Source organism: Hyphomonas chukchiensis (assembly GCF_000682695.1).
GTDB lineage: Bacteria > Pseudomonadota > Alphaproteobacteria > Caulobacterales > Hyphomonadaceae > Hyphomonas > Hyphomonas chukchiensis.
Genome location: NZ_AWFG01000018.1, coordinates 37,456 through 55,061, shown reverse-complemented (window position 1 = coordinate 55,061; position 17,606 = coordinate 37,456). Strand labels below are relative to the sequence as shown.

The window sequence follows — 17,606 nt, the reverse complement described above, 5'->3', positions numbered from 1 at the left end:
GGAACACTGCTTGACTTCCCCCTCGGGCCCCGCCATTAAGCCGCTTTCCAGTTTCAGACGCTAGCATAAGCGAGCCAACACTATGGCCAAGCCAACCACGATCAAGATTCGCCTCAACTCGACGGCCGATACAGGTTTCTTCTATGTCACCAAGAAGAACCCACGCACGAAGACTGAAAAGCTCGTGATGAAAAAGTACGACCCGATCGTGAAAAAGCACGTCGAATTCAAAGAAGGCAAGATCAAGTAAGATCCTGCTTTTAAAGGCAATTTGTCAAAAGCCCGTTCGCAAGAGCGGGCTTTTTGCTTGTCTGGCCTTAAGCGTCCGGATTGCCTTCATGCAGGTTGCTGGCCTTGCGGATGCCGGGGAACAGCACCGACCACGCCGCCGCAATGCCGACAGCTGCATAGCCGCCCGCCACAACGGTAAACACCGCTCCCCATTTCGCCGCCATGAACCCGGCCCGCGCCTCGCCCAGCTCGTTTGAAGCGCCAAGGAAGATGGAATTCACCGCATTCACCCGCCCCCGCACTTGGTCCGGCGTCCAGAGCTGCAGCAATATCTCGCGAATATAGACCGACACCATGTCGAAGGCGCCGACGCAGACCAGCGCCAGGATCGACAGCCAGGCCACGGTCGAATAGCCGAACACCACCGTCGACAAGCCGAACAGGGCCACGCAGACGAACAGGATCTTCCCCGCATGCTCGCGAATCGGGAAAGCCGTGATCACCGCCGTCACGATCAGCGCGCCAATGCCCGGCGCCGCCCGCATCAGGCCAAGGCCCGTCTCACCCACCTGCAGGATGTCGCGCGCATAGACGGGCATCAGCGCCACAGCGCCGCCCAGCAGCACCGCGAACAGGTCAAGCGAGATCGCGCCCAGAACCACTTTCTGCTTCCAGACATAGGTGAACCCGCCCAGCACGACGCTTAGCGTCTTCGGCTCTGTCGAGACACGCTGCGGCGGCTTGGGGATCGAGAAAATCAGCACGCTTGCCGCCGCGAACATCAGGGTCGCCGTCGAATAGGCCAGCACATGCGACACGCCATAAAGCAGGCTACCCACGACAGGCCCGACGATCGAGGCCATCTGCCAGGCCGAGGCATTCCAGCCCACGGCATTGGCGAAATCCTCACGCGGCACCACGTTCACGGCCAGGCTGGCCGAGGCGGGCGACAGGAAGGCCCGCGCCACGCCAAACAAGGTCAGGATGGCCAGCACCCAGACCGGATGGAACTGGTTTGTCGCCGCCAGGAACAGGATGCCCGCTGCGCAGCTCATCTCGACCAGTATCGCGAGGCCCATCACCAGCCGTCGCCCAAACGTGTCAGACGCCAAGCCCGTCACGAAGACCAGCAGCAGGGCCGGCAGGAACTGAACGAGCCCGATCCAGCCAAGATAGATCGCGTTCTGGGTCTCGTCATAGATCTGCCAGGCCACCGAGACCGAGACGATCTGGGCCGCAAAGGCGGTCATGAAACGGGAGGTGAAATAGCGGCTGTAGGACGAGTGCCGGAACGCCGCGAAACGATCTGCCATGTCCTGAAAACCTGCCCTAGCCGCTCAAAAGGTGCAGGTGCGCCGCGTTGCCGCCCAAGTCAATCAGGCGGCAATGCTTTCGACCCGGTTTCGGCCACCGGATTTGGCTTGATAAAGGGCCGTATCGGCGCGTTTCAGTAGGTCCGCCATTGTGTCGTCGTGCCCGCGAATGGTGGCAACGCCCGCGCTGACCGTCAGCGTGATTTCACGGCGCCCACCGCTCACGCTGAAGGGCCGGCTGGCAACGGCGCGCCGTATGCGCTCGCCCGCCGCACAGGCTAGGTCCCCGGGCGTATCCGGCATGATCACAAGGAATTCCTCACCGCCCGGCCGGCAAACCACGTCCATCGGGCGCACATTCTCCATCAGGCGGCTCGCCACTTCCTGCAGCACCTCGTCGCCCACATCGTGGCCGTAGGTGTCATTGACCGACTTGAAGTGATCGATATCGCACGTAACGACCGAAACAGGCTTTCCGCCCATGATCGAACGCTGCATCAGCTGCTGAACCTGGCCGACCATGTAACGCCGGTTGTAGAGGCCCGTGAGCTGGTCGATGACCGACAGTTCCAGGCCCCGGTCCACACGCTTGCGCAACATGTCGATATAGCGTGACCGGCGTGTCTGGGTGCGCACGCGCGCCAGCAGTTCCTGCCGGTCCACTGGCGCGAAGATCACATCATTTGCACCGATCTCAAGACCGCGACCGGCCTTGGAACGGTCCGCAGGGTCGCAGATCAGGAGCATGGAAATTGCCCGCGTGGACTCCGTCATCCGGAAATGGGCACAGAGTTTCAGCGCATCGAAGGCTTTCGAAGATGCGGACAGGATCAGGATATCGACGCCCATTTCGGAAAGGTTCGACATGTCGCCGGCCTCGAGCAGCGTGGTCGCGGAATGCCCGGCATCGCGCAGCATGCTTGCCACGCGCGCCGATGTACGGGGATTGTCGTCGATCACGAAGGCCCGTGCCGCGCGGTTCAGCTCTTCTTCGCTGATCGCCTCAACAGCGCCCGCCTTCAGTCCGCTCGCCTGCCGCTGGCGCAGTTCTGATGCCACCGCATTGTACCGCATCAGCGCCCCAACGCGCGACATGAGCGCGAAATCGTCCACCGGCTTGGTCAGGAAGTCTTCCGCGCCGACTTCGAGCCCGCGGATACGGTCTTCCGTATCGTTGAGCGCGGTGACCATGACGACCGGAATGTAGGACGTGCGGGCATCGGCCTTCAGCCGCTGGCAGACCTCGTACCCGTCCATGCCGGGCATCATTACGTCGAGTAGGATGATATCGGGCAATTCAGTCCGGGCGAGGTCGAGCGCCTGCTTGCCGTTCTCGGCATGTAGGACATTGAAATAGTGGGCCTCCAGCTTCGCCTGCAGGAGGCGGCGGTTGGCCTCAATGTCATCGACGACGAGGATCCTGGCGCTCATGCCGGTTCCTTGGGCATCAGCGCTTCCACCGCCTTGATGAAAGTCATGATCTGGATCGGCTTGGAGAGATATCCCTCGCAACCGGCTTCCCGAACCCGCTGCTCGTCGGCCCGCATGGCAAAGGCCGTGACAGCCAGCACGGGGATATGGGCAACCTTGTCGTCATCCTTCAACCAGCGCGTGATATCGAGACCCGAGACTTCGGGCAGCTGGATGTCCATGATGATGAGATCAGGCAGCTCGCGCCGGGCAATTTCGACGGCCTTGGCGCCGTCTCGGCACTGGTAGGTTGCAAATCCATAGGCGTCCAACAAGTCGCAAAAGAGGCGCATGTTGAGTTCATTGTCCTCAACAACCAGCACTTTTCTGGTGCGCTTTTCCGCCATAATTCCCCGTAACGACTAATGATTCGGCCGGATTCTATTCGATCTATTTCAGCTATACCCCAAATACTTAATTTGGCTTTACACTAGCGTACACATCTCATTGCTGCGAGTCGCAGAACATGGCATGAACATTCTTGTCATGTACGCCCTTTGCCGTGATTGCCTGCATCTGGAAAACGGTGCCGTTTCAGCCTGTACGCGCTGCGGACGGGGCCGGATCATTGCACATCCCGCCCTGACGCAACTCAGCATTGCGCATCTCGACTGCGACGCCTTCTTCGCCGCCATCGAGAAGCGTGATGATCCGAGCCTCAAGGACAAGCCCGTCATTGTCGGCGGCGGCCAGCGGGGCGTCGTGTCCACCTGCTGCTACATTGCGCGCCTCTATGGCGTGCGGTCGGCCATGCCCATGTTCACGGCGCTAAAGCTCTGCCCGGATGCGGTCGTCATCAGCTCCAATTTCGGGAAATACCGCGAAGCAGCCGCGATGATGCGCGAGAAGATGGATGCGCTGACGCCACTGGTCCAGCCGGTGTCCATCGACGAAGCCTGTATGGACCTCTCCGGCACAGAGACGACCCATCACGCCCCACCCGCCGTCAGCCTGGCCCGCCTCGCCCGGGATATCGAACGCGACATCGGCATCACCGTCTCCATCGGCCTCTCGTCCAACAAGTTCCTCGCCAAGACGGCCAGCGAACTGGACAAGCCGCGCGGCTTCGCCGTCATCGCGCCGGAAGAGGCAGAAGCCCTGCTCGGCCCGAAACCAATCGACTTCCTGCACGGCGTTGGCCCGAAATTCGCCCAGAAACTCGCCGCCGACGGTTTCGATAGGGTACACGACATCCAGCAGGCCGAACTGAAGGCGCTGATCCGTCGCTATGGCGAGACTGGCATGTGGCTGAAACAACGCGCCCACGGCCTCGACAACCGCCCTGTGCGCAATGACGAGGAACGCAAGTCCGTCTCAAGCGAGACCACGTTCCGCACCGACATTTCCGATCCCGCCGCGCTCGAGGACCAGCTCTGGCAGCTCTGCGTGAAAACCGCCGACCGCGCCAAGGCTGTGGGCGTCGTTGGCGTGGTCGTCACGCTGAAGCTCAAGACCGCCAATTTCCGGGCCCTCACGCGCCGCATCTCGCTCTCGGAACCCACCCAACTCGCCCAGGAGATCTTCCGCGCCGGCCGGCCCCTGCTGGCACGTGAAGCCAATGGCCGCGAACGCTTCCGCCTCATCGGCATCGGCATTTCCGGCCTCGACGACCACCGTGCCGATACGGTCGACCTGCTCGACCCGAGCATTGCTAAGCGCGCTGCTGCCGAGCGCGCCTCCGACGCCGCAAGGGCGCGCTTCGGCACGGATGCCGTCGTCACCGGCCGGGCCGCCCGCATTGCGAAACTGCGCGAGTCAGATGGCTGACTTGCCCCCTTCCGCAACGTGCGGCATGCAGGGCCCACACCGTCATTCATGCACCGGAGCACTCCCCATATGACCACCCCAGAAGCCCGCCTCGACGCCCTCGGCATTGAACTTCCTGCCCCCATGGTGCCCGTCGCCAATTACGTGCCCTACGTGATCACCGGCAACATGCTGTTCGTCTCCGGCCAGGTCAGCGCCACGCCCAATGGCCGCATTACGGGCCGCCTCGGCGAGGACATGGAACTCTCCGCCGGCCAGCACGCCGCCCGCCAGTGCGGCATCAACCTGATCGCCCAGTGCAAGGCCGCTGTCGGAGACCTGTCGCGCATCAAGCGCGTCGTGAAGCTTGGCGGGTTCGTCAATGCCGCCGGCGATTTCACCGACATCCCGCAGGTCATCAATGGCTGTTCCGACCTGATGGTCGAAGTCTTCGGCGATGCCGGCAAGCATGCCCGTTCGGCCGTGGCCTGCCCGGTCCTGCCGCTTGGCGTCGCGGTGGAAGTCGACGGTGTGTTTGAAATCGAAGGATAGTTTCCGATGGCCCGGCACTTTGACCTGACAGCCTTCACCTATGCGCATCGCGGTCTCTGGTCCGCCGATGGCCACCCGGAAAACTCCCTTGCCGCCTTCGAGGACGCCATCAATGCCGGTCTCGGCATCGAGTATGATGTGCGCCCCTCGAAGGATGGCGAGGTCATGGTCTTCCATGACCCGACCCTGATGCGCATGACCGGCGTGGAAGCCGTGTTCGAGGACATGACGGCGAATGATCTTCAGGCCGTCCGCCTCGCCGGCACGGACCAACCTGTGCCCACTTTGCACGCCCTCCTCGACATCTGGCCAGCCAATCTGCCCCTGCTGACCGAGATGAAGATCGACGGCAACACGGACCCAGCCGCCTTCGCCCGCAAGGTCGGCGAGCTGCTGACCGGCCATCTCGGCCCGGCCGCCGCGATGAGCTTTTCGGAAGCCGCCGTCGACGCCCTGCCGGAAGCGGTGATGCGCGGCCAGCTGATCCATCCGATCAGCCGCACCAGCGAGGCCGAATTCGACGCCAAGCTGGCCCGCGCCCTTGCGCGCAAGGTCGACTACCTCGCGATCAATGTCGCCGATGCCGAGCGCGCCGCCGTCTCGCTCGCCGGCAAGCTGCCCTTTGTCGTCTGGACCGTGCGCACGATTGAGGATGTCCGCCGCATACATGTGCTGAACGGCGCCGTGATTTTCGAACACCTGCCCGTTCCGCTGGCAACATGACGCCGCGCGCCCTAGATTGATGGGCATGGACGACACCGCGCTCAAGATCACCATCGTCCCGGCCCTGGCCGAGGTGTCGCCCGACGAGTGGAACGTCGTCGCCAATCCGCCGGGCGCGCGTTACGACCCCTTCCTGACATGGGAATTCCTGGAGGCCATGGAGAGCAGCGGCGCCGCGACGCCGCGTACGGGCTGGGTGCCGCGCCACTTGCTGATCCGCGGCGATGACGGGCGCCTGCGCGCCGCCATGCCGCTCTATGCCAAGATGCATTCGCGCGGCGAGTTCGTGTTCGACCATAGCTGGGCCGAAGCGTTCGAGCGCGCGGGTGGGTCCTACTATCCGAAGCTCCTCGCCGCCGTGCCCTTCACGCCTGTTACCGGACGCCGCCGCCTCGTGCCCCCAGGACCGGACGAAGCCCAGCTGAAAGCCGCCCTCCTCGCCGGTGCCATCCAGCTCGCCGAAGAGAATGATCTCTCCTCGCTGCATATCAATTTCATCGATCATGACGATGCCGACGTGCTGGAGAATACCGGTCTCCTCTCACGCACCGACCAGCAGTTTCGCTGGGAGAATGACGGCTACGAAAACTTTGACGGCTTCCTTGCCGCCCTCTCATCCGCCAAGCGCAAGAACCTCCGCAAGGAGCGCGCCAAGGCGCAGGACGGGCTTGAGTTTGTCCACCTCACCGGCGACGCGATCACCGAGGACCATCTCGACCATTTCTTCCAGTTCTACATGGACACCGGCAGCCGCAAGTGGGGCACGCCCTATCTTACACGGCTGAGCTTCTCCCTGCTGCGCGAGCGCATGGCCGATGACTTGCTCTTCGTCTTCGCCCTGGAGGATGGCGAGCCCATCGCCGGCGCCATGAACCTGATCGGGTCCGACACGCTCTATGGCCGCTACTGGGGCTGCAGCGACCAGCGCCCGATGCTCCACTTCGAGACCTGCTATTACCAGGCCATCGACTTCGCCATCGCGCGCGGCCTCAAATACGTCGAGGCAGGCGCGCAGGGCGGCCACAAGCTCGCGCGCGGCTATGTGCCGGTGCTCACGCGTTCGGCCCACTGGATCGCCCATCCGGGCCTGCGCAATGCCGTCGCCGACTATCTGACCCGCGAACGCGATGCCGTTGAATCCGACATGGACTATCTCACAGAGCGCACACCCTTTAAGAAAGACTCATGACCCTTCACGACACCTACGATTCCACCAATATCTTCGCGAAAATCCTGCGCGGCGAGATGCCCGCCGTCAAAGTCTACGAGGACGATACGGCCCTCGCCTTCATGGATGTTTTCCCGCAAGCCGAAGGCCACACGCTGGTCATCCCCAAGGACGTTGAAGCCCGTAACCTGCTTGAAATGCCGCCGGAGAAACTCGGCCCCTACATGCTCGCCGTGCAGAAAGTCACCAAGGCCGTCGAAGCCGCGCTGAAGCCTGACGGCCTCGTCGTCACCCAGTTCAACGGCGCCCCCGCCGGGCAAACCGTCTATCACCTCCACTTCCACGTGATCCCGCGCAATGAGGGCGTGCCCCTCGGCCGCCACGGCGCCGGCGGCATGGCGGATATGGGTGAGCTGGAAAAGCTGGCGGTTAAGATTCGGGCGGCGGTTTAGAAAATCGGCCCGCTTGAGCCATGGAGACGGAGGTTGGCTGCACTGATTTCTTTCGATGGCCCAGTCTGGCGACTCTTGCCGGAAGCTCTGGTTGCAACACCCTGCGAACCAGCGAGGGCACCGGAAGGTCGTTTCCATCACTCGGGCCAGATCGCGGCGTACGCGTCGCTGACCGCCGAAGGCGCCCACGTGGCCATCAACCGCTATATTCAGGACGGCGTGAAGCGGAAACTCGTGTCATTGTGGCTAAAGTCGGATCGCGTGGTTGATCAGCGTGGAAACAAGCTTGCGTCTGTCGTCTGGCAAGATGTGCGCGCCGCTGGCGCAATTTCACCCACCTGGGCGTGGTCTGACGCGGCCCGAGATATTGGCGCGCAGGCCATGCTCTATTCTTCCAGATCGAGGCCGGACTTGGCTCACGTTGTCGTTTTCCAACCTGATTGCTTTACAACAATCGGATGAATGCACGCGCGTCCTTTTGAGGCTTGCCCGACTAAAGCCCCAGCTTCGCCTTCAGGATGTCGTTGACGGCTTTCGGGTTGGCCTTGCCACCTGAAGCCTTCATCACCTGTCCGACGAACCAGCCGAGTGTCTGAGGCTTCTCTTTGACCTTCTCGACCTGTTCCGGGTTGGCCGCGATGATCTCGTCGACCACCTTCTCGATGGCGCCGGTATCTGTCACCTGTTTCAGGCCGTGTTTCTCGACAATCGCCGCCGCTTCGCCCTCGCCCGCGATCATGCGCGCGAACACGTCCTTGGCAATCTTGCCGCTGATCGTGTCGTCGCTGATCAGCGCGATCAGGCCGCCCAGTGCCTCGGCCGAAACAGGGCTGTCGCCCAGCTCGAGCCCTTCCTTGTTGAGATAGCCGAACAGTTCCTGCGTCACCCAGTTGGCGGCCAGTTTCGCGTCACGGCCCTTGGCGACGGTCTCGAAATAGGCGGCCTTGTCGGCGTCCGCGATCAGCACGCCCGCATCATAGTGCGAAATGCCGTATTCGGACTCAAAGCGCGCACGCTTCTGGTCCGGCAGTTCCGGCAGGCTTGCCTTGATCTCGTCGATCCAGGCCTGTTCGATTTCGAGTGGCAACAGGTCCGGGTCCGGGAAGTAGCGGTAATCGTGCGCGTCTTCCTTGGAGCGCATGGAGCGCGTCTCGCCCTTTACCGCGTCGAACAGGCGCGTTTCCTGATCCACTGTGCCGCCGCCTTCGATGATCTCGATCTGGCGGCGCGCCTCGTATTCGATGGCCTGCTGGATGAAGCGGAACGAGTTCATGTTCTTCAGCTCGCAGCGCGTGCCGAGATGGCTGAAATCGCCCGTCTCGCGGAATTTCTCGTACTGGCCGGGCTTGCAGACCGACACGTTCACGTCGGCGCGCAAATTGCCCTTGTCCATGTCACCGTCGCACGTACCGAGGGCGATCACGATGGCGCGTATTTTCTTCACATAGGCGGCGGCTTCGGCCGGCGAGCGCACGTCAGGCTTCGACACGATTTCCATCAGCGCAACGCCGGACCGGTTCAGGTCCACATAGGTCGCGTTCGGGTCCATGTCGTGGATCGACTTGCCGGCGTCCTGTTCCAGGTGCAGGCGCTCGATACGGCACGGGAAGCTGTAGGCCTCGCCGCCATGGGCGGGCTCGACGTCCACATCGATCTCGCCTTCGCCGACGATGGGGTGCGCGAACTGGCTGATCTGATAGCCCTGCGGCAGGTCTGGGTAGAAGTAATTCTTGCGGTCAAACCGGCTGTAGAGATTGATCTCGGCCTTGAGGCCAAGGCCCGTGCGCACGGCCTGCTCGACGCATTTCCTGTTGATCACAGGCAGCATGCCCGGCATCGCCGCATCGACCAGCGAGACGTTGCAGTTCGGGTCGGCGCCGAATTCCGTCGAGGCGCCCGAAAACAGCTTAGCATTCGAGGCCACCTGCGCGTGGATCTCCAGCCCCATGACGACTTCCCAGTCGCCGGTGTCGCCTTTGATTACGTAGGGTGTGCGCGCTGACATGGCTTGCCTTCTGATCCAGTTGAAAATCTGGGTTCTTTTAGCGGCAAGCGGCCCGGCCTGTCGAGCCGCGAAGGCTGCTCATTAGGGCCTGACTTCCCTTTTGCGCCGGACTGGTCAAGAATGCGGCCAAGCGTAATAGCGCATCGGGAGGGAAAGCATGTTGTTCAAGATGATCCTGGACGGGTCCGGGGAAGAGGAACGGCCGATTGTGAGGGGCTTCCTGAAGCACCTGATCGCGGGCTTTTCGGTGGGCCTGCTGGTCGGCGCGGTCGGCCTGTTCATGGTGATCGCCGCGTTTGGCAACCTCAAGCTCGACATGCCCATCCTGTTCATCGCGGCCATGATGCTGCAATTCGGCCCCATCGGCGGCCTTGTTGGCGTCGGCATCTATCTCTCGCGCATCACTGACAGGTCGCGCGCGGACGATGAGGATGACGGCCCCGGGGGCGGCACGAAAGTGCGGGTTGAGGCCGCGGCCAGCGCCCATCCGGCGCCACCACGACTACAGGCTGCGACCGCCAGCTAGATCTTGCCTTCTTCCTTCGCGCGGCGATAGCGCTCGCGGCGGGCCGCCATCTTGTCGGCCACGGAGGCAGACTGAGGCACGCGGGTCGGCTTTTCACCTGCTGGTGTCGGCGCCACTTCAGGCTCGGCTGGCGCCTCTTCTTCCAGCTTGCCCTCGGCGATCAGCTGCTTGCGGCGGGCGGCCACGCGAGCCTCCCGTGCCTGAAGGGCCGCGCTCTTGGAATTGAACAGGCCGGACAGTTTGGACTTCTGCGCGCCCTTCAGCGGCGAGCCGCTTTCCGCGCGCTCGGCCCGTTTGGCGAGTATCCGCGAAATTCGGAAAGACACATACATGGCCACCAGAACGGCCACGAGCATCATGCCGGACATTCTGGGGTCAAACAGGTCATACCCGTTCTGCGCCATCATGGCCCACATCAGGCCGACCGAGACAACGAGCATGATGGCGAAGAGAATGAGAAAACGTTTCATGAGTCTAACCTAGCATTCCGAAACGGATTTGCCACGAAACGTGCAGCAATCGTGAAGCAAATGTGATCGCCTTATTCCGGCGCAGCAGGTGATTCCGACTGTGCGAGCAGGTCCTCGGCGCCGACAGCCTCTTCGACCACGCTGAACAGGCCCTGCAATTTGGTCTCGTCGGCGAATTCCGAACAGCCGGTGTAGAACTCGACCCGTTTGGTGAATTCGGTCGTGCGTACTTCGAGGATTTTCGAGGACGCATCTGTGCGGCAGCGGCCGTCCGTCATTGTGTTCGTATAGTTGCCGTTCAGCTCGGACAGGCCCTGCGATTGCAGCTGGTCGACCAGTTCCCGGAAACCTTCAGGCGTTGCGAACGCATCTTCCTTGACGATCACGTCCACATCCGGCGTGTCGCGATGGCTGCGCCGGAACAGCAGGATGCCGTCGTCAAACAGGTTGACCGAATAGGCCGGGCACGTGCCGTAGCAGGGTGTGACCGTGAAGATGAGGCCGGGCCCGCCAGCCGGCATGGCGTAGGCAGGCGCTTCCGGCTCGGGAGGCATTTCCGCCTCAACCGGGGCTGCAACGTCCGTTGCGGGCTCGGCAGCCGGAGCAGGCGCTTCTGCTGGCGCACAGGCGGCGAGCATGGTCGCGAGGCCCATGCCGGTAAATACGGAAACGATCGTTTTCATTGTCATCACCACCACTTGTCCGGCTTTGCGACGAAGCCCGCAGCCCGTTCCAGTTCGCCGCCGACGCGGAAGCATGCTGCCTCGTCGAGCGCTTTCCCGATGACTTGCAGGCCCAGCGGCAGGCCGCTTTTGGACAGGCCCGTCGGTACCGAGATGCCCGGCAGGCCGGCGAGGTTTGCCGTCACCGTGAACACGTCGTTGAGATACATTTCCACCGGGTCGCCGCTCTTCTCGCCAAAGGCAAAGGCAGGGCTCGGGCAGGTCGGCGTCAGCACCGCGTCACAGCCTTCGAACGCGCAAACGAAATCGTTGAGGATCTTGGTCCGCACCTTCTGTGCGCGCAGGTAATAGGCGTCGTAATAGCCGCTGGAGAGCACATAGGTGCCGATCAGCAGGCGGCGCTGCACTTCCGCGCCGAAGCCGCCAGCCCGCGTGCCTTCATAGGTCTGCGTCAGGTTGTTGCCTTCGATGCGCGCGCCATAGCGCATGCCATCGTAACGGGCGAGGTTCGAGGAGGCCTCGGCGGGTGCCACGATGTAATAGGCAGGCAGCGCGTATTTCGTGTGCGGCAGGCTGATCTCGACGATCTCGGCACCGGCATCCTTCAGCCAGGCAATGCCCTGGTCCCATAGCGCGTTCATCTCGTCCGACAGGCCGTCGATCCGGTATTCCTTCGGAATGCCGATCCGCATGCCTTTGACGCCCTTGGACACATCGCTGCGCCAGTCCGGCGTCGGGATGTCCAGCGATGTGGAATCCTTGGCGTCGTGGCTGCACATCACTTCCAGAAGGATGGCGCTGTCTTCAACGGTCTTGGCAATCGGCCCGGCTTGGTCGAGCGAGGAGGCGAACGCCACCATGCCATAACGGCTTGCCCGGCCATAGGTCGGCTTGATGCCAACCGTGCCCGTGAAGGCGGCCGGCTGGCGGATCGAGCCGCCTGTGTCGGAAGCTGTCGCCGCGAGGCAAAGGTTCGCTGCCACGGACGCCGCGGAGCCGCCCGACGAACCGCCCGGTGTCAGGCCCTGATTGTCGCCGGCACGGCGCCACGGGTTGATCACATTGCCGAAATGCGAGGTCTCGTTGGACGAGCCCATGGCGAACTCGTCCATGTTGAGCTTGCCCAGCATGACGGCGCCTTCGTCCCACAGGTTCTGCGTGACGGTGGATTCATAGGTCGGTGTGAATTCGCCGAGTATGCCGCTGCAGGCCGTCGTTCGCACGCCCTTGGTGCAATAGAGGTCCTTGATGCCCAGCGGCGCCCCTTCAAGACGCCCGGCCTCACCCTTGGCCAGTTTCGCATCCGACGCATCGGCCATAGCCAGCGCCTTCTCGGGCGTTTCCACGACATAGGCGTTCAGCACCCGGGCGCCCTCGATGGCGCTCACGAAGTCCTGCGTAATCTCGCGCGACGAAAACTGCTTGGCCTTCAGGCCATCAAGCGCTGCTGCGAGGGTGAGTTTGGTCAAATCGGTCATGTATAATCCCGCGAAGAAATCTGCCCGCCTGCTATGACGGCTTGGGGAGAAAGTTCAAGTCTCCGTGACCGCGCTTGTCAGTTTCGGCGGCCCGGCGCATCAATGGATTTCGGAACATTTGCCCGGAATTCCCCCTTATTCACCGGACAGCACACCCGATAAAGGACCAGATCATGCGCCTCATCGCCCTTACCCTCTCAACGGCCCTCCTCGCCGCCTGCACCAGTCACACGCCGACGCAACCCAATGCCAAGGGCGTCGCCCAGTTCGCGGGCGACGCGCGGCTCGGGGAAGAGGTCAACAAGGTCTGCTTCGCCTCCACCATCGACGGTTTCCACGATGCCACGGATGACACGGTCGTCCTCTCCAAGGGCCGCGACGACTACCTTATCGAAACCTTTGGCGGCTGCTTCAACCTGGACCAGGCCCAGCGCCTGGCCGTGGATTCCACAACCGGCTGTCTCGGCAAGGGCGACCATATCATCACCTCAGATTCCATCTCCGGGCATAGCGATACAGGCTTTGGCGTCCAGCGCTGCACCATCAAGGCGATGTACAAGTGGGATGCAAAAGCCGAGGCCCCCGCAGAAACCGAAGAATCCCAATAGCGTCGCACATGGCCTGTGCTAGACAGGTGCCCATGCCCTATCCAGCACAGGCCTCGTTCGTCGAGGTAAAGACCTCCCCCTTCCACGGCCGCGGCCTGTTCGCGGCCGCGCCCATTTCAGCCGGCCAGACCATTGCGGTCTACCCGCTGCTGGTGCTTTCGCATGAAGACACGGCCACCGTGCGCTCCACGCTGCTGCACCATTACGTATTCTATGTAGACGAGACAGACGACGGCACGATGCGCGCCGCCGTCGCTTTCGGTGAAATCTCGATGTGCAATCACAGCCCCGAGGCCAATGCCGATTTCGTCGTTGACGGCGAGGCGCACACTGTCACGCTCACGGCCCGCCGGGCCCTGCAGCCCGGCGATGAAATCCTCATCGACTACGAGGAATTCGCCGAAGAGATTATCTGAGGCCTAGACCTGGCCGGAATTCACCAGCGCGCGCAGTTCGCGGCGCAAGACCTTGCCAATCGGCGACTTCGGTAGCTCATCGACAAAATGCACCTTGCGGGGCCGCTTGTAGGCCGTCAGTTGCCGCGCGCAGTGCGCCAGCACGTCCTTCTCGGTCAGTTCCGGGTGACGGCGCACCACGAAGGCATGCATGACATCGCCTGTATCGCCATCCGTCACACCTGCAACCGCAGCCTCGGCAATACCCTTATGCTCGGCCAGAACCGCGTCGACTTCACTCGGGAACACGTTGAACCCGCCGACCAGCAGCATGTCCTTGCTCCGATCAACGATGAACAGGTAGCCCTCGTCGTCGAGATAGCCGACATCGCCGGTCTTCAGCATGCCGGACTGATAGGCCGCTGCCGTCGTCTCCGACCGGCCGAGATAGCCCGCCATGACCTGCGGCCCTGCCACGGCAATCTCGCCGACTTCGCCGGCTTTGGCAAAGCCGCCATCCTCGCGCAGGATCGCGACGCCCGTGCCGGGCAGCGGCAGGCCGGCCGAGCCGACCTTGGTGCGCGCGTCCGGCGGGTTCACGCTGATCAGCGTCGTCGCCTCGGTCATGCCATAGCCTTCAATGACGCTGGAACCGGTGAGGCCGGTCCATTCCTTGCGCACTTGCGGGCTCAGCGCCATGGCGCCCGAAATCGTCAGCGTCAGGCGGGGCGGGTTCTCGTAGAACCATTTCTCTTCCATCAGCTTGGCAAACAGCGTGCTGACACCCGGGAACACATCCGGCCGGAATTTCCTGAACGCCGCCTTCAGGTTCGACAGCGGCTTCGGGCTCGGCACCAGCACCAGATGGGCCGCATTACGCAGCGCGATGACGGACGCAAACAGGCCGAACACATGGTAGACCGGCAGGACCAGCAACATGGTCTGGCCCGGCTTGTCGATCATGTGAGGCGACAGGCTGGCGAACTGGTCGACATTGGTCACGAGGCCAGCTTCGGTCAGTCGCACGCCTTTGGAAATGCCCGTCGTGCCACCGGAATACTGGTAGATCGCGTCCTCATCGGCTTCGCGGTCGTCCGCATAGTCAGACACGGGCGTCGCATGCGCGGCACCAAGCTTCAGCGCTTCAGCCATAGGCACATGATCCACGATCAGGGGCCGGCCCATTTTCTTCACATGCTGAAGCATGAAATCCATCACGGCCTTTTTGGCCGGCGCGAAAAAATCTGTCAGCGACAACGACACGACGGTATGAATGCGTGTGCCGGTCAGCGCCTCTTCCGTCATTTCGGGAAACAGGCTCGACGTGATCAGGACGCAGGCCTGCGCATCGCGCAACTGGCGGCGCGTCTCATGCGCCGTGTAGAGCGGGTTCACATTGGTCAACACCAGGCCGGCGCGCAGAACGCCCAGCATGGCCACCACGTAGGAGATGCAGTTTGGCGACTGGATCGCCACGACATCGCCCTTCGAGAGGCGCAGCTCATCGCGCAGGTAGCGCGCAAGGTTTGCTGAATGCGTCTCGACATCGGCAAAGCTCAGTGTCGCGCTGGCGCCGTTCGGCAGGGCGGTGGAAAGGAAAGGTTCACGCGCATGGTCGCGGGCCGCCGCCTCCATGAGCGCTTCGATGCGGCGGGGCACATAGTTGCCCAGCTCTGTCTGGAAGGTGGCCGCTTCCCGGTTGTAGAATGTCGGGACCGGCTGGTCCTGATACGGAACGGCACTGATTGGCAAAGCGGCAGACATGTATTCTCCAGCCCCGTGGCAAATCGGGATCGTCCCAACCTGACACATTGCTTTTGAAACATGCTGAACCCGATCGATGAAATTTCACCGATCGGCGCACTATCTGCCTGTAAACACGGGCTTTCGCTTCTCCAGGAAGGCGGCGGCACTTTCGGCGGCATCTTCGGTCTCCATCAGGGACCGGATTTCCTTGATCGCCCAATTGCCCACATCGCGCCAGTCCGGGTCCAGCGTGCGGCGCAAGCCCGCCTTGATCGACTGCACGGCGCGCGGCGGGTTGGCGGCGATCCGGCGCGCTATCTCCATCGCCGTCGGCAACAGGTCATCCGGCGCGACGACCCGCGAGACAAGGCCGATCTCCTTGGCCGTCTGCGCGTCAATGATATCGCCCGTGAACAGCATTTCCGCCGCCCGTTCGCGCCCCACCACCTGTGCCAAGCGGCCAAGACCCGGCGCGTCGCAACAGAGCCCGCGCTGCACGAACAGCTCGCCGAACTTCGCCGTCTCCGATGCCACGCGGATATCCGCCATCAGGGCCAGCTCCATGCCCCAGCCGAGCGCAAAACCATTGACCGCGGCAATCACCGGAATGTCCGTATAGAGCAAGGCGTCCGCCGCCGGGGTCAGCCCACCCGTGCGGCGCCCGCGCGCCTTCATCTCGGCCGGGCCTTTCGCCTTCTGGCTCAGGATTTCCTTCACATCGTCACCCGTGCAGAAGCCGCGCCCCTCGCCGGTGATCACGATCACCCGCGCCTCGCTGTCCCGCACGGCGTCTTCCAGCGCCATGTAGAGTTCATAGTTCAGCGCATTCATCACCTGCGGCCGCCGCAGCGTCAGCAGCGCAACATGGTCCTTCATCTCAATGGTCATTACCGTCATGGCGGCCTCCCTAGTTATTTTGGGAGACTATGCGGGCGCTGTAGGGGCCTGAACAAGCGACGACGTCGGGTAAGGCTCAGGGCGTCATGCGCTTGTGGGCGAGCGTGTTGCCGCGCGCACTGTAGCTATAGTCGAGCCTGTCAGCGCCGGCATCGATGATGTCGAAACAGCGCGGTTCGTCATCACCCTCGGCTTTCAGCGTGAAGGACATGCCGTCAGCTTCCGGCGTCATCGCCGTGCAATCGGTCACGACCGTAATCGTCTCGTCGCCCAGCGGCTCATCATTGTAGACGCTGCTCATCTTGTCGCCGCTGATCGTGAAAACGTTCAGAGGGTCTTCCAGAGACTGCCATGTGCCCTGCATCATCGCCAGCAGGCGCGGCTCGTCCTCCATCTGCACGGCAGGGGCCGGCTCAGCGGCCACGGGTTCAGCCGGCGTGTCCTTCGGTGCCGGGCTGCAGGCGGCCAGCGCGGCGATCCCGGCGCCAGCGAATACTGCTCGAAACATCATGTCCATTCATCCCTTGCGATACGTTTGCGCCGCCAATCCCATCAGGACTCGCGGCGCAATGCACGTGACAAAGTTGAGGGGTCTAGCGCTTGAGGTGCTCAAGGCCCTTGATGGTGCCCGGTTTTACCGAAGGGTTCGACGCGTTGGTCTTCACCTTCTCGGCTTTCGGCTTGCGGACTTCCTTGTTCGTCTTCTTCTGACCTTTGGCCATGATCGTGTTCCTGTGTTCGGACCGGAAATTGGTCCTGCATCACAGGTGGGGGTGATCAGGTGCTTAAATAAGGCAGGCGCAGACTTATGTTTCGCGGCGCAGCGCCGGGCTGCCTACTCGACAGCCTTCGGCACGACGAAGAAGCCATCCTGGCTGCTCGGCGCATTGGCCAGAACCTGGTCCTGGATATCACCATCGGTCACCACGTCATCGCGCATGGGCAGCCTGGTCGCCACAACGGACGTCATCGGCTCCACGCCCTCGACATCCACTTCGTTCAGCTGGTCGATCCAGCCGAGGATGCCATTCAGCTCGCCAGCCATCTCTTCGAGGCGCTCTTCGGGCACCGCAATGCGCGACAGGCGGGCAACCTTGCGGACGTCTTCCTTGGTAACGCTCATTTTATGGGCTCCGGTGGCTA

General features: G+C 62.6%; 22 protein-coding genes. 10 read left to right on the top strand and 12 right to left on the bottom strand.

Annotated elements, in window-relative coordinates:
- The first annotated feature begins 82 nt into the window (after positions 1 to 82).
- Entirely contained in the window at positions 83 to 250 is a 168-nt protein-coding gene (gene rpmG, locus HY30_RS07300) for a 50S ribosomal protein L33 (RefSeq protein WP_034738520.1), read from the top strand.
- A gap of 67 nt (positions 251 to 317) precedes the next feature.
- On the opposite strand, the gene HY30_RS07295 is transcribed toward rpmG, so the two are convergent.
- From HY30_RS07295 to HY30_RS07285, 3 genes are all read right to left on the bottom strand, one after another.
- On the bottom strand, positions 318 to 1,544 hold the full coding sequence (locus HY30_RS07295; RefSeq protein ID WP_034738517.1) for an MFS transporter: 1,227 nt from the start codon (positions 1,542 to 1,544) through the stop codon (positions 318 to 320).
- Between the two features lie 63 nt (positions 1,545 to 1,607).
- Positions 1,608 to 2,975 (bottom strand): PleD family two-component system response regulator, encoded by a 1,368-nt coding sequence (locus HY30_RS07290; RefSeq protein ID WP_034738515.1) that lies wholly within the window; start codon positions 2,973 to 2,975, stop codon positions 1,608 to 1,610.
- Positions 2,972 to 3,361 carry a response regulator gene (locus HY30_RS07285; RefSeq protein ID WP_034738512.1) on the bottom strand — a complete coding sequence of 130 codons (390 nt, stop codon included), beginning with the start codon at positions 3,359 to 3,361 and terminating at the stop codon, positions 2,972 to 2,974. The genes HY30_RS07290 and HY30_RS07285 overlap by 4 nt, the downstream gene beginning before the upstream one ends.
- Before the next feature lie 124 nt (positions 3,362 to 3,485).
- Between HY30_RS07285 and HY30_RS07280 the strand changes: the two genes are divergently transcribed.
- The 6 genes from HY30_RS07280 (at position 3,486) to HY30_RS07255 (ending at position 8,117) form a co-directional block, all read left to right on the top strand.
- A complete protein-coding gene (locus tag HY30_RS07280) occupies positions 3,486 to 4,781 on the top strand; it encodes a DNA polymerase IV (RefSeq protein WP_241765672.1) in 1,296 nt (431 codons plus the stop codon).
- A gap of 69 nt (positions 4,782 to 4,850) precedes the next feature.
- Entirely contained in the window at positions 4,851 to 5,312 is a 462-nt protein-coding gene (locus tag HY30_RS07275; RefSeq protein ID WP_034738507.1) for a RidA family protein, read from the top strand.
- A 6-nt stretch (positions 5,313 to 5,318) separates the two neighbouring features.
- Positions 5,319 to 6,035 carry a glycerophosphodiester phosphodiesterase family protein gene (locus HY30_RS19140; protein ID WP_051615051.1) on the top strand — a complete coding sequence of 239 codons (717 nt, stop codon included), beginning with the start codon at positions 5,319 to 5,321 and terminating at the stop codon, positions 6,033 to 6,035.
- Between the two features lie 19 nt (positions 6,036 to 6,054).
- Positions 6,055 to 7,224 (top strand): GNAT family N-acetyltransferase, encoded by a 1,170-nt coding sequence (locus tag HY30_RS07265; RefSeq protein WP_164473925.1) that lies wholly within the window; start codon positions 6,055 to 6,057, stop codon positions 7,222 to 7,224.
- Positions 7,221 to 7,655 carry an HIT family protein gene (locus tag HY30_RS07260; RefSeq protein WP_034738506.1) on the top strand — a complete coding sequence of 145 codons (435 nt, stop codon included), beginning with the start codon at positions 7,221 to 7,223 and terminating at the stop codon, positions 7,653 to 7,655. Before HY30_RS07265 ends, HY30_RS07260 begins: the two co-directional genes overlap by 4 nt.
- A gap of 33 nt (positions 7,656 to 7,688) precedes the next feature.
- The gene (locus HY30_RS07255; protein ID WP_051615049.1) at positions 7,689 to 8,117 is read left to right on the top strand and encodes an RES family NAD+ phosphorylase; all 429 of its coding nucleotides are present in this window, start codon (positions 7,689 to 7,691) and stop codon (positions 8,115 to 8,117) included.
- A 31-nt stretch (positions 8,118 to 8,148) separates the two neighbouring features.
- Here HY30_RS07255 and gatB read toward each other — a convergent pair whose 3' ends face one another.
- Positions 8,149 to 9,660, bottom strand: a complete 1,512-nt coding sequence (gatB, locus tag HY30_RS07250) for an Asp-tRNA(Asn)/Glu-tRNA(Gln) amidotransferase subunit GatB (protein WP_034738502.1) — start codon at positions 9,658 to 9,660, stop codon at positions 8,149 to 8,151.
- Positions 9,661 to 9,817: 157 nt separating this feature from the next.
- Between gatB and HY30_RS07245 the strand changes: the two genes are divergently transcribed.
- Positions 9,818 to 10,186 (top strand): hypothetical protein, encoded by a 369-nt coding sequence (locus HY30_RS07245; RefSeq protein WP_034738500.1) that lies wholly within the window; start codon positions 9,818 to 9,820, stop codon positions 10,184 to 10,186.
- Here HY30_RS07245 and HY30_RS07240 read toward each other — a convergent pair.
- The 3 genes from HY30_RS07240 to gatA all read right to left on the bottom strand — a co-directional run bounded on the left by HY30_RS07240 (position 10,183) and on the right by gatA (position 12,817).
- Entirely contained in the window at positions 10,183 to 10,656 is a 474-nt protein-coding gene (locus HY30_RS07240) for a hypothetical protein (RefSeq protein ID WP_034738498.1), read from the bottom strand. The two genes, HY30_RS07245 and HY30_RS07240, sit on opposite strands and share 4 nt — an antisense overlap.
- Positions 10,657 to 10,727: 71 nt before the next feature.
- Positions 10,728 to 11,339 (bottom strand): DUF6438 domain-containing protein, encoded by a 612-nt coding sequence (locus HY30_RS07235; protein ID WP_155839275.1) that lies wholly within the window; start codon positions 11,337 to 11,339, stop codon positions 10,728 to 10,730.
- A 5-nt stretch (positions 11,340 to 11,344) separates the two neighbouring features.
- Positions 11,345 to 12,817 (bottom strand): Asp-tRNA(Asn)/Glu-tRNA(Gln) amidotransferase subunit GatA, encoded by a 1,473-nt coding sequence (gene gatA, locus HY30_RS07230; RefSeq protein ID WP_034738494.1) that lies wholly within the window; start codon positions 12,815 to 12,817, stop codon positions 11,345 to 11,347.
- A 173-nt stretch (positions 12,818 to 12,990) separates the two neighbouring features.
- Here gatA and HY30_RS07225 point away from each other — a divergent pair, with 173 nt between their 5' ends.
- Entirely contained in the window at positions 12,991 to 13,425 is a 435-nt protein-coding gene (locus HY30_RS07225) for a DUF6491 family protein (RefSeq protein WP_034738492.1), read from the top strand.
- Positions 13,426 to 13,457: 32 nt separating this feature from the next.
- Entirely contained in the window at positions 13,458 to 13,841 is a 384-nt protein-coding gene (locus HY30_RS07220; protein ID WP_034738490.1) for an SET domain-containing protein, read from the top strand.
- A gap of 3 nt (positions 13,842 to 13,844) precedes the next feature.
- Here HY30_RS07220 and HY30_RS07215 read toward each other — a convergent pair whose 3' ends face one another.
- The 5 genes from HY30_RS07215 to gatC all read right to left on the bottom strand — a co-directional run bounded on the left by HY30_RS07215 (position 13,845) and on the right by gatC (position 17,586).
- Complete coding sequence (locus HY30_RS07215; protein WP_051615047.1) at positions 13,845 to 15,584, bottom strand: AMP-binding protein; 1,740 nt, start codon at positions 15,582 to 15,584, stop codon at positions 13,845 to 13,847.
- A gap of 99 nt (positions 15,585 to 15,683) precedes the next feature.
- A complete protein-coding gene (locus tag HY30_RS07210) occupies positions 15,684 to 16,463 on the bottom strand; it encodes an enoyl-CoA hydratase/isomerase family protein (protein WP_034738488.1) in 780 nt (259 codons plus the stop codon).
- Between the two features lie 76 nt (positions 16,464 to 16,539).
- A complete protein-coding gene (locus tag HY30_RS07205; protein WP_034738486.1) occupies positions 16,540 to 16,974 on the bottom strand; it encodes a hypothetical protein in 435 nt (144 codons plus the stop codon).
- A gap of 82 nt (positions 16,975 to 17,056) precedes the next feature.
- The gene (locus HY30_RS20570; RefSeq protein WP_277812963.1) at positions 17,057 to 17,185 is read right to left on the bottom strand and encodes a hypothetical protein; all 129 of its coding nucleotides are present in this window, start codon (positions 17,183 to 17,185) and stop codon (positions 17,057 to 17,059) included.
- 113 nt (positions 17,186 to 17,298) lie between these two features.
- Positions 17,299 to 17,586 carry an Asp-tRNA(Asn)/Glu-tRNA(Gln) amidotransferase subunit GatC gene (gene gatC / locus HY30_RS07200; RefSeq protein WP_034738484.1) on the bottom strand — a complete coding sequence of 96 codons (288 nt, stop codon included), beginning with the start codon at positions 17,584 to 17,586 and terminating at the stop codon, positions 17,299 to 17,301.
- Positions 17,587 to 17,606 lie beyond the last annotated feature (20 nt).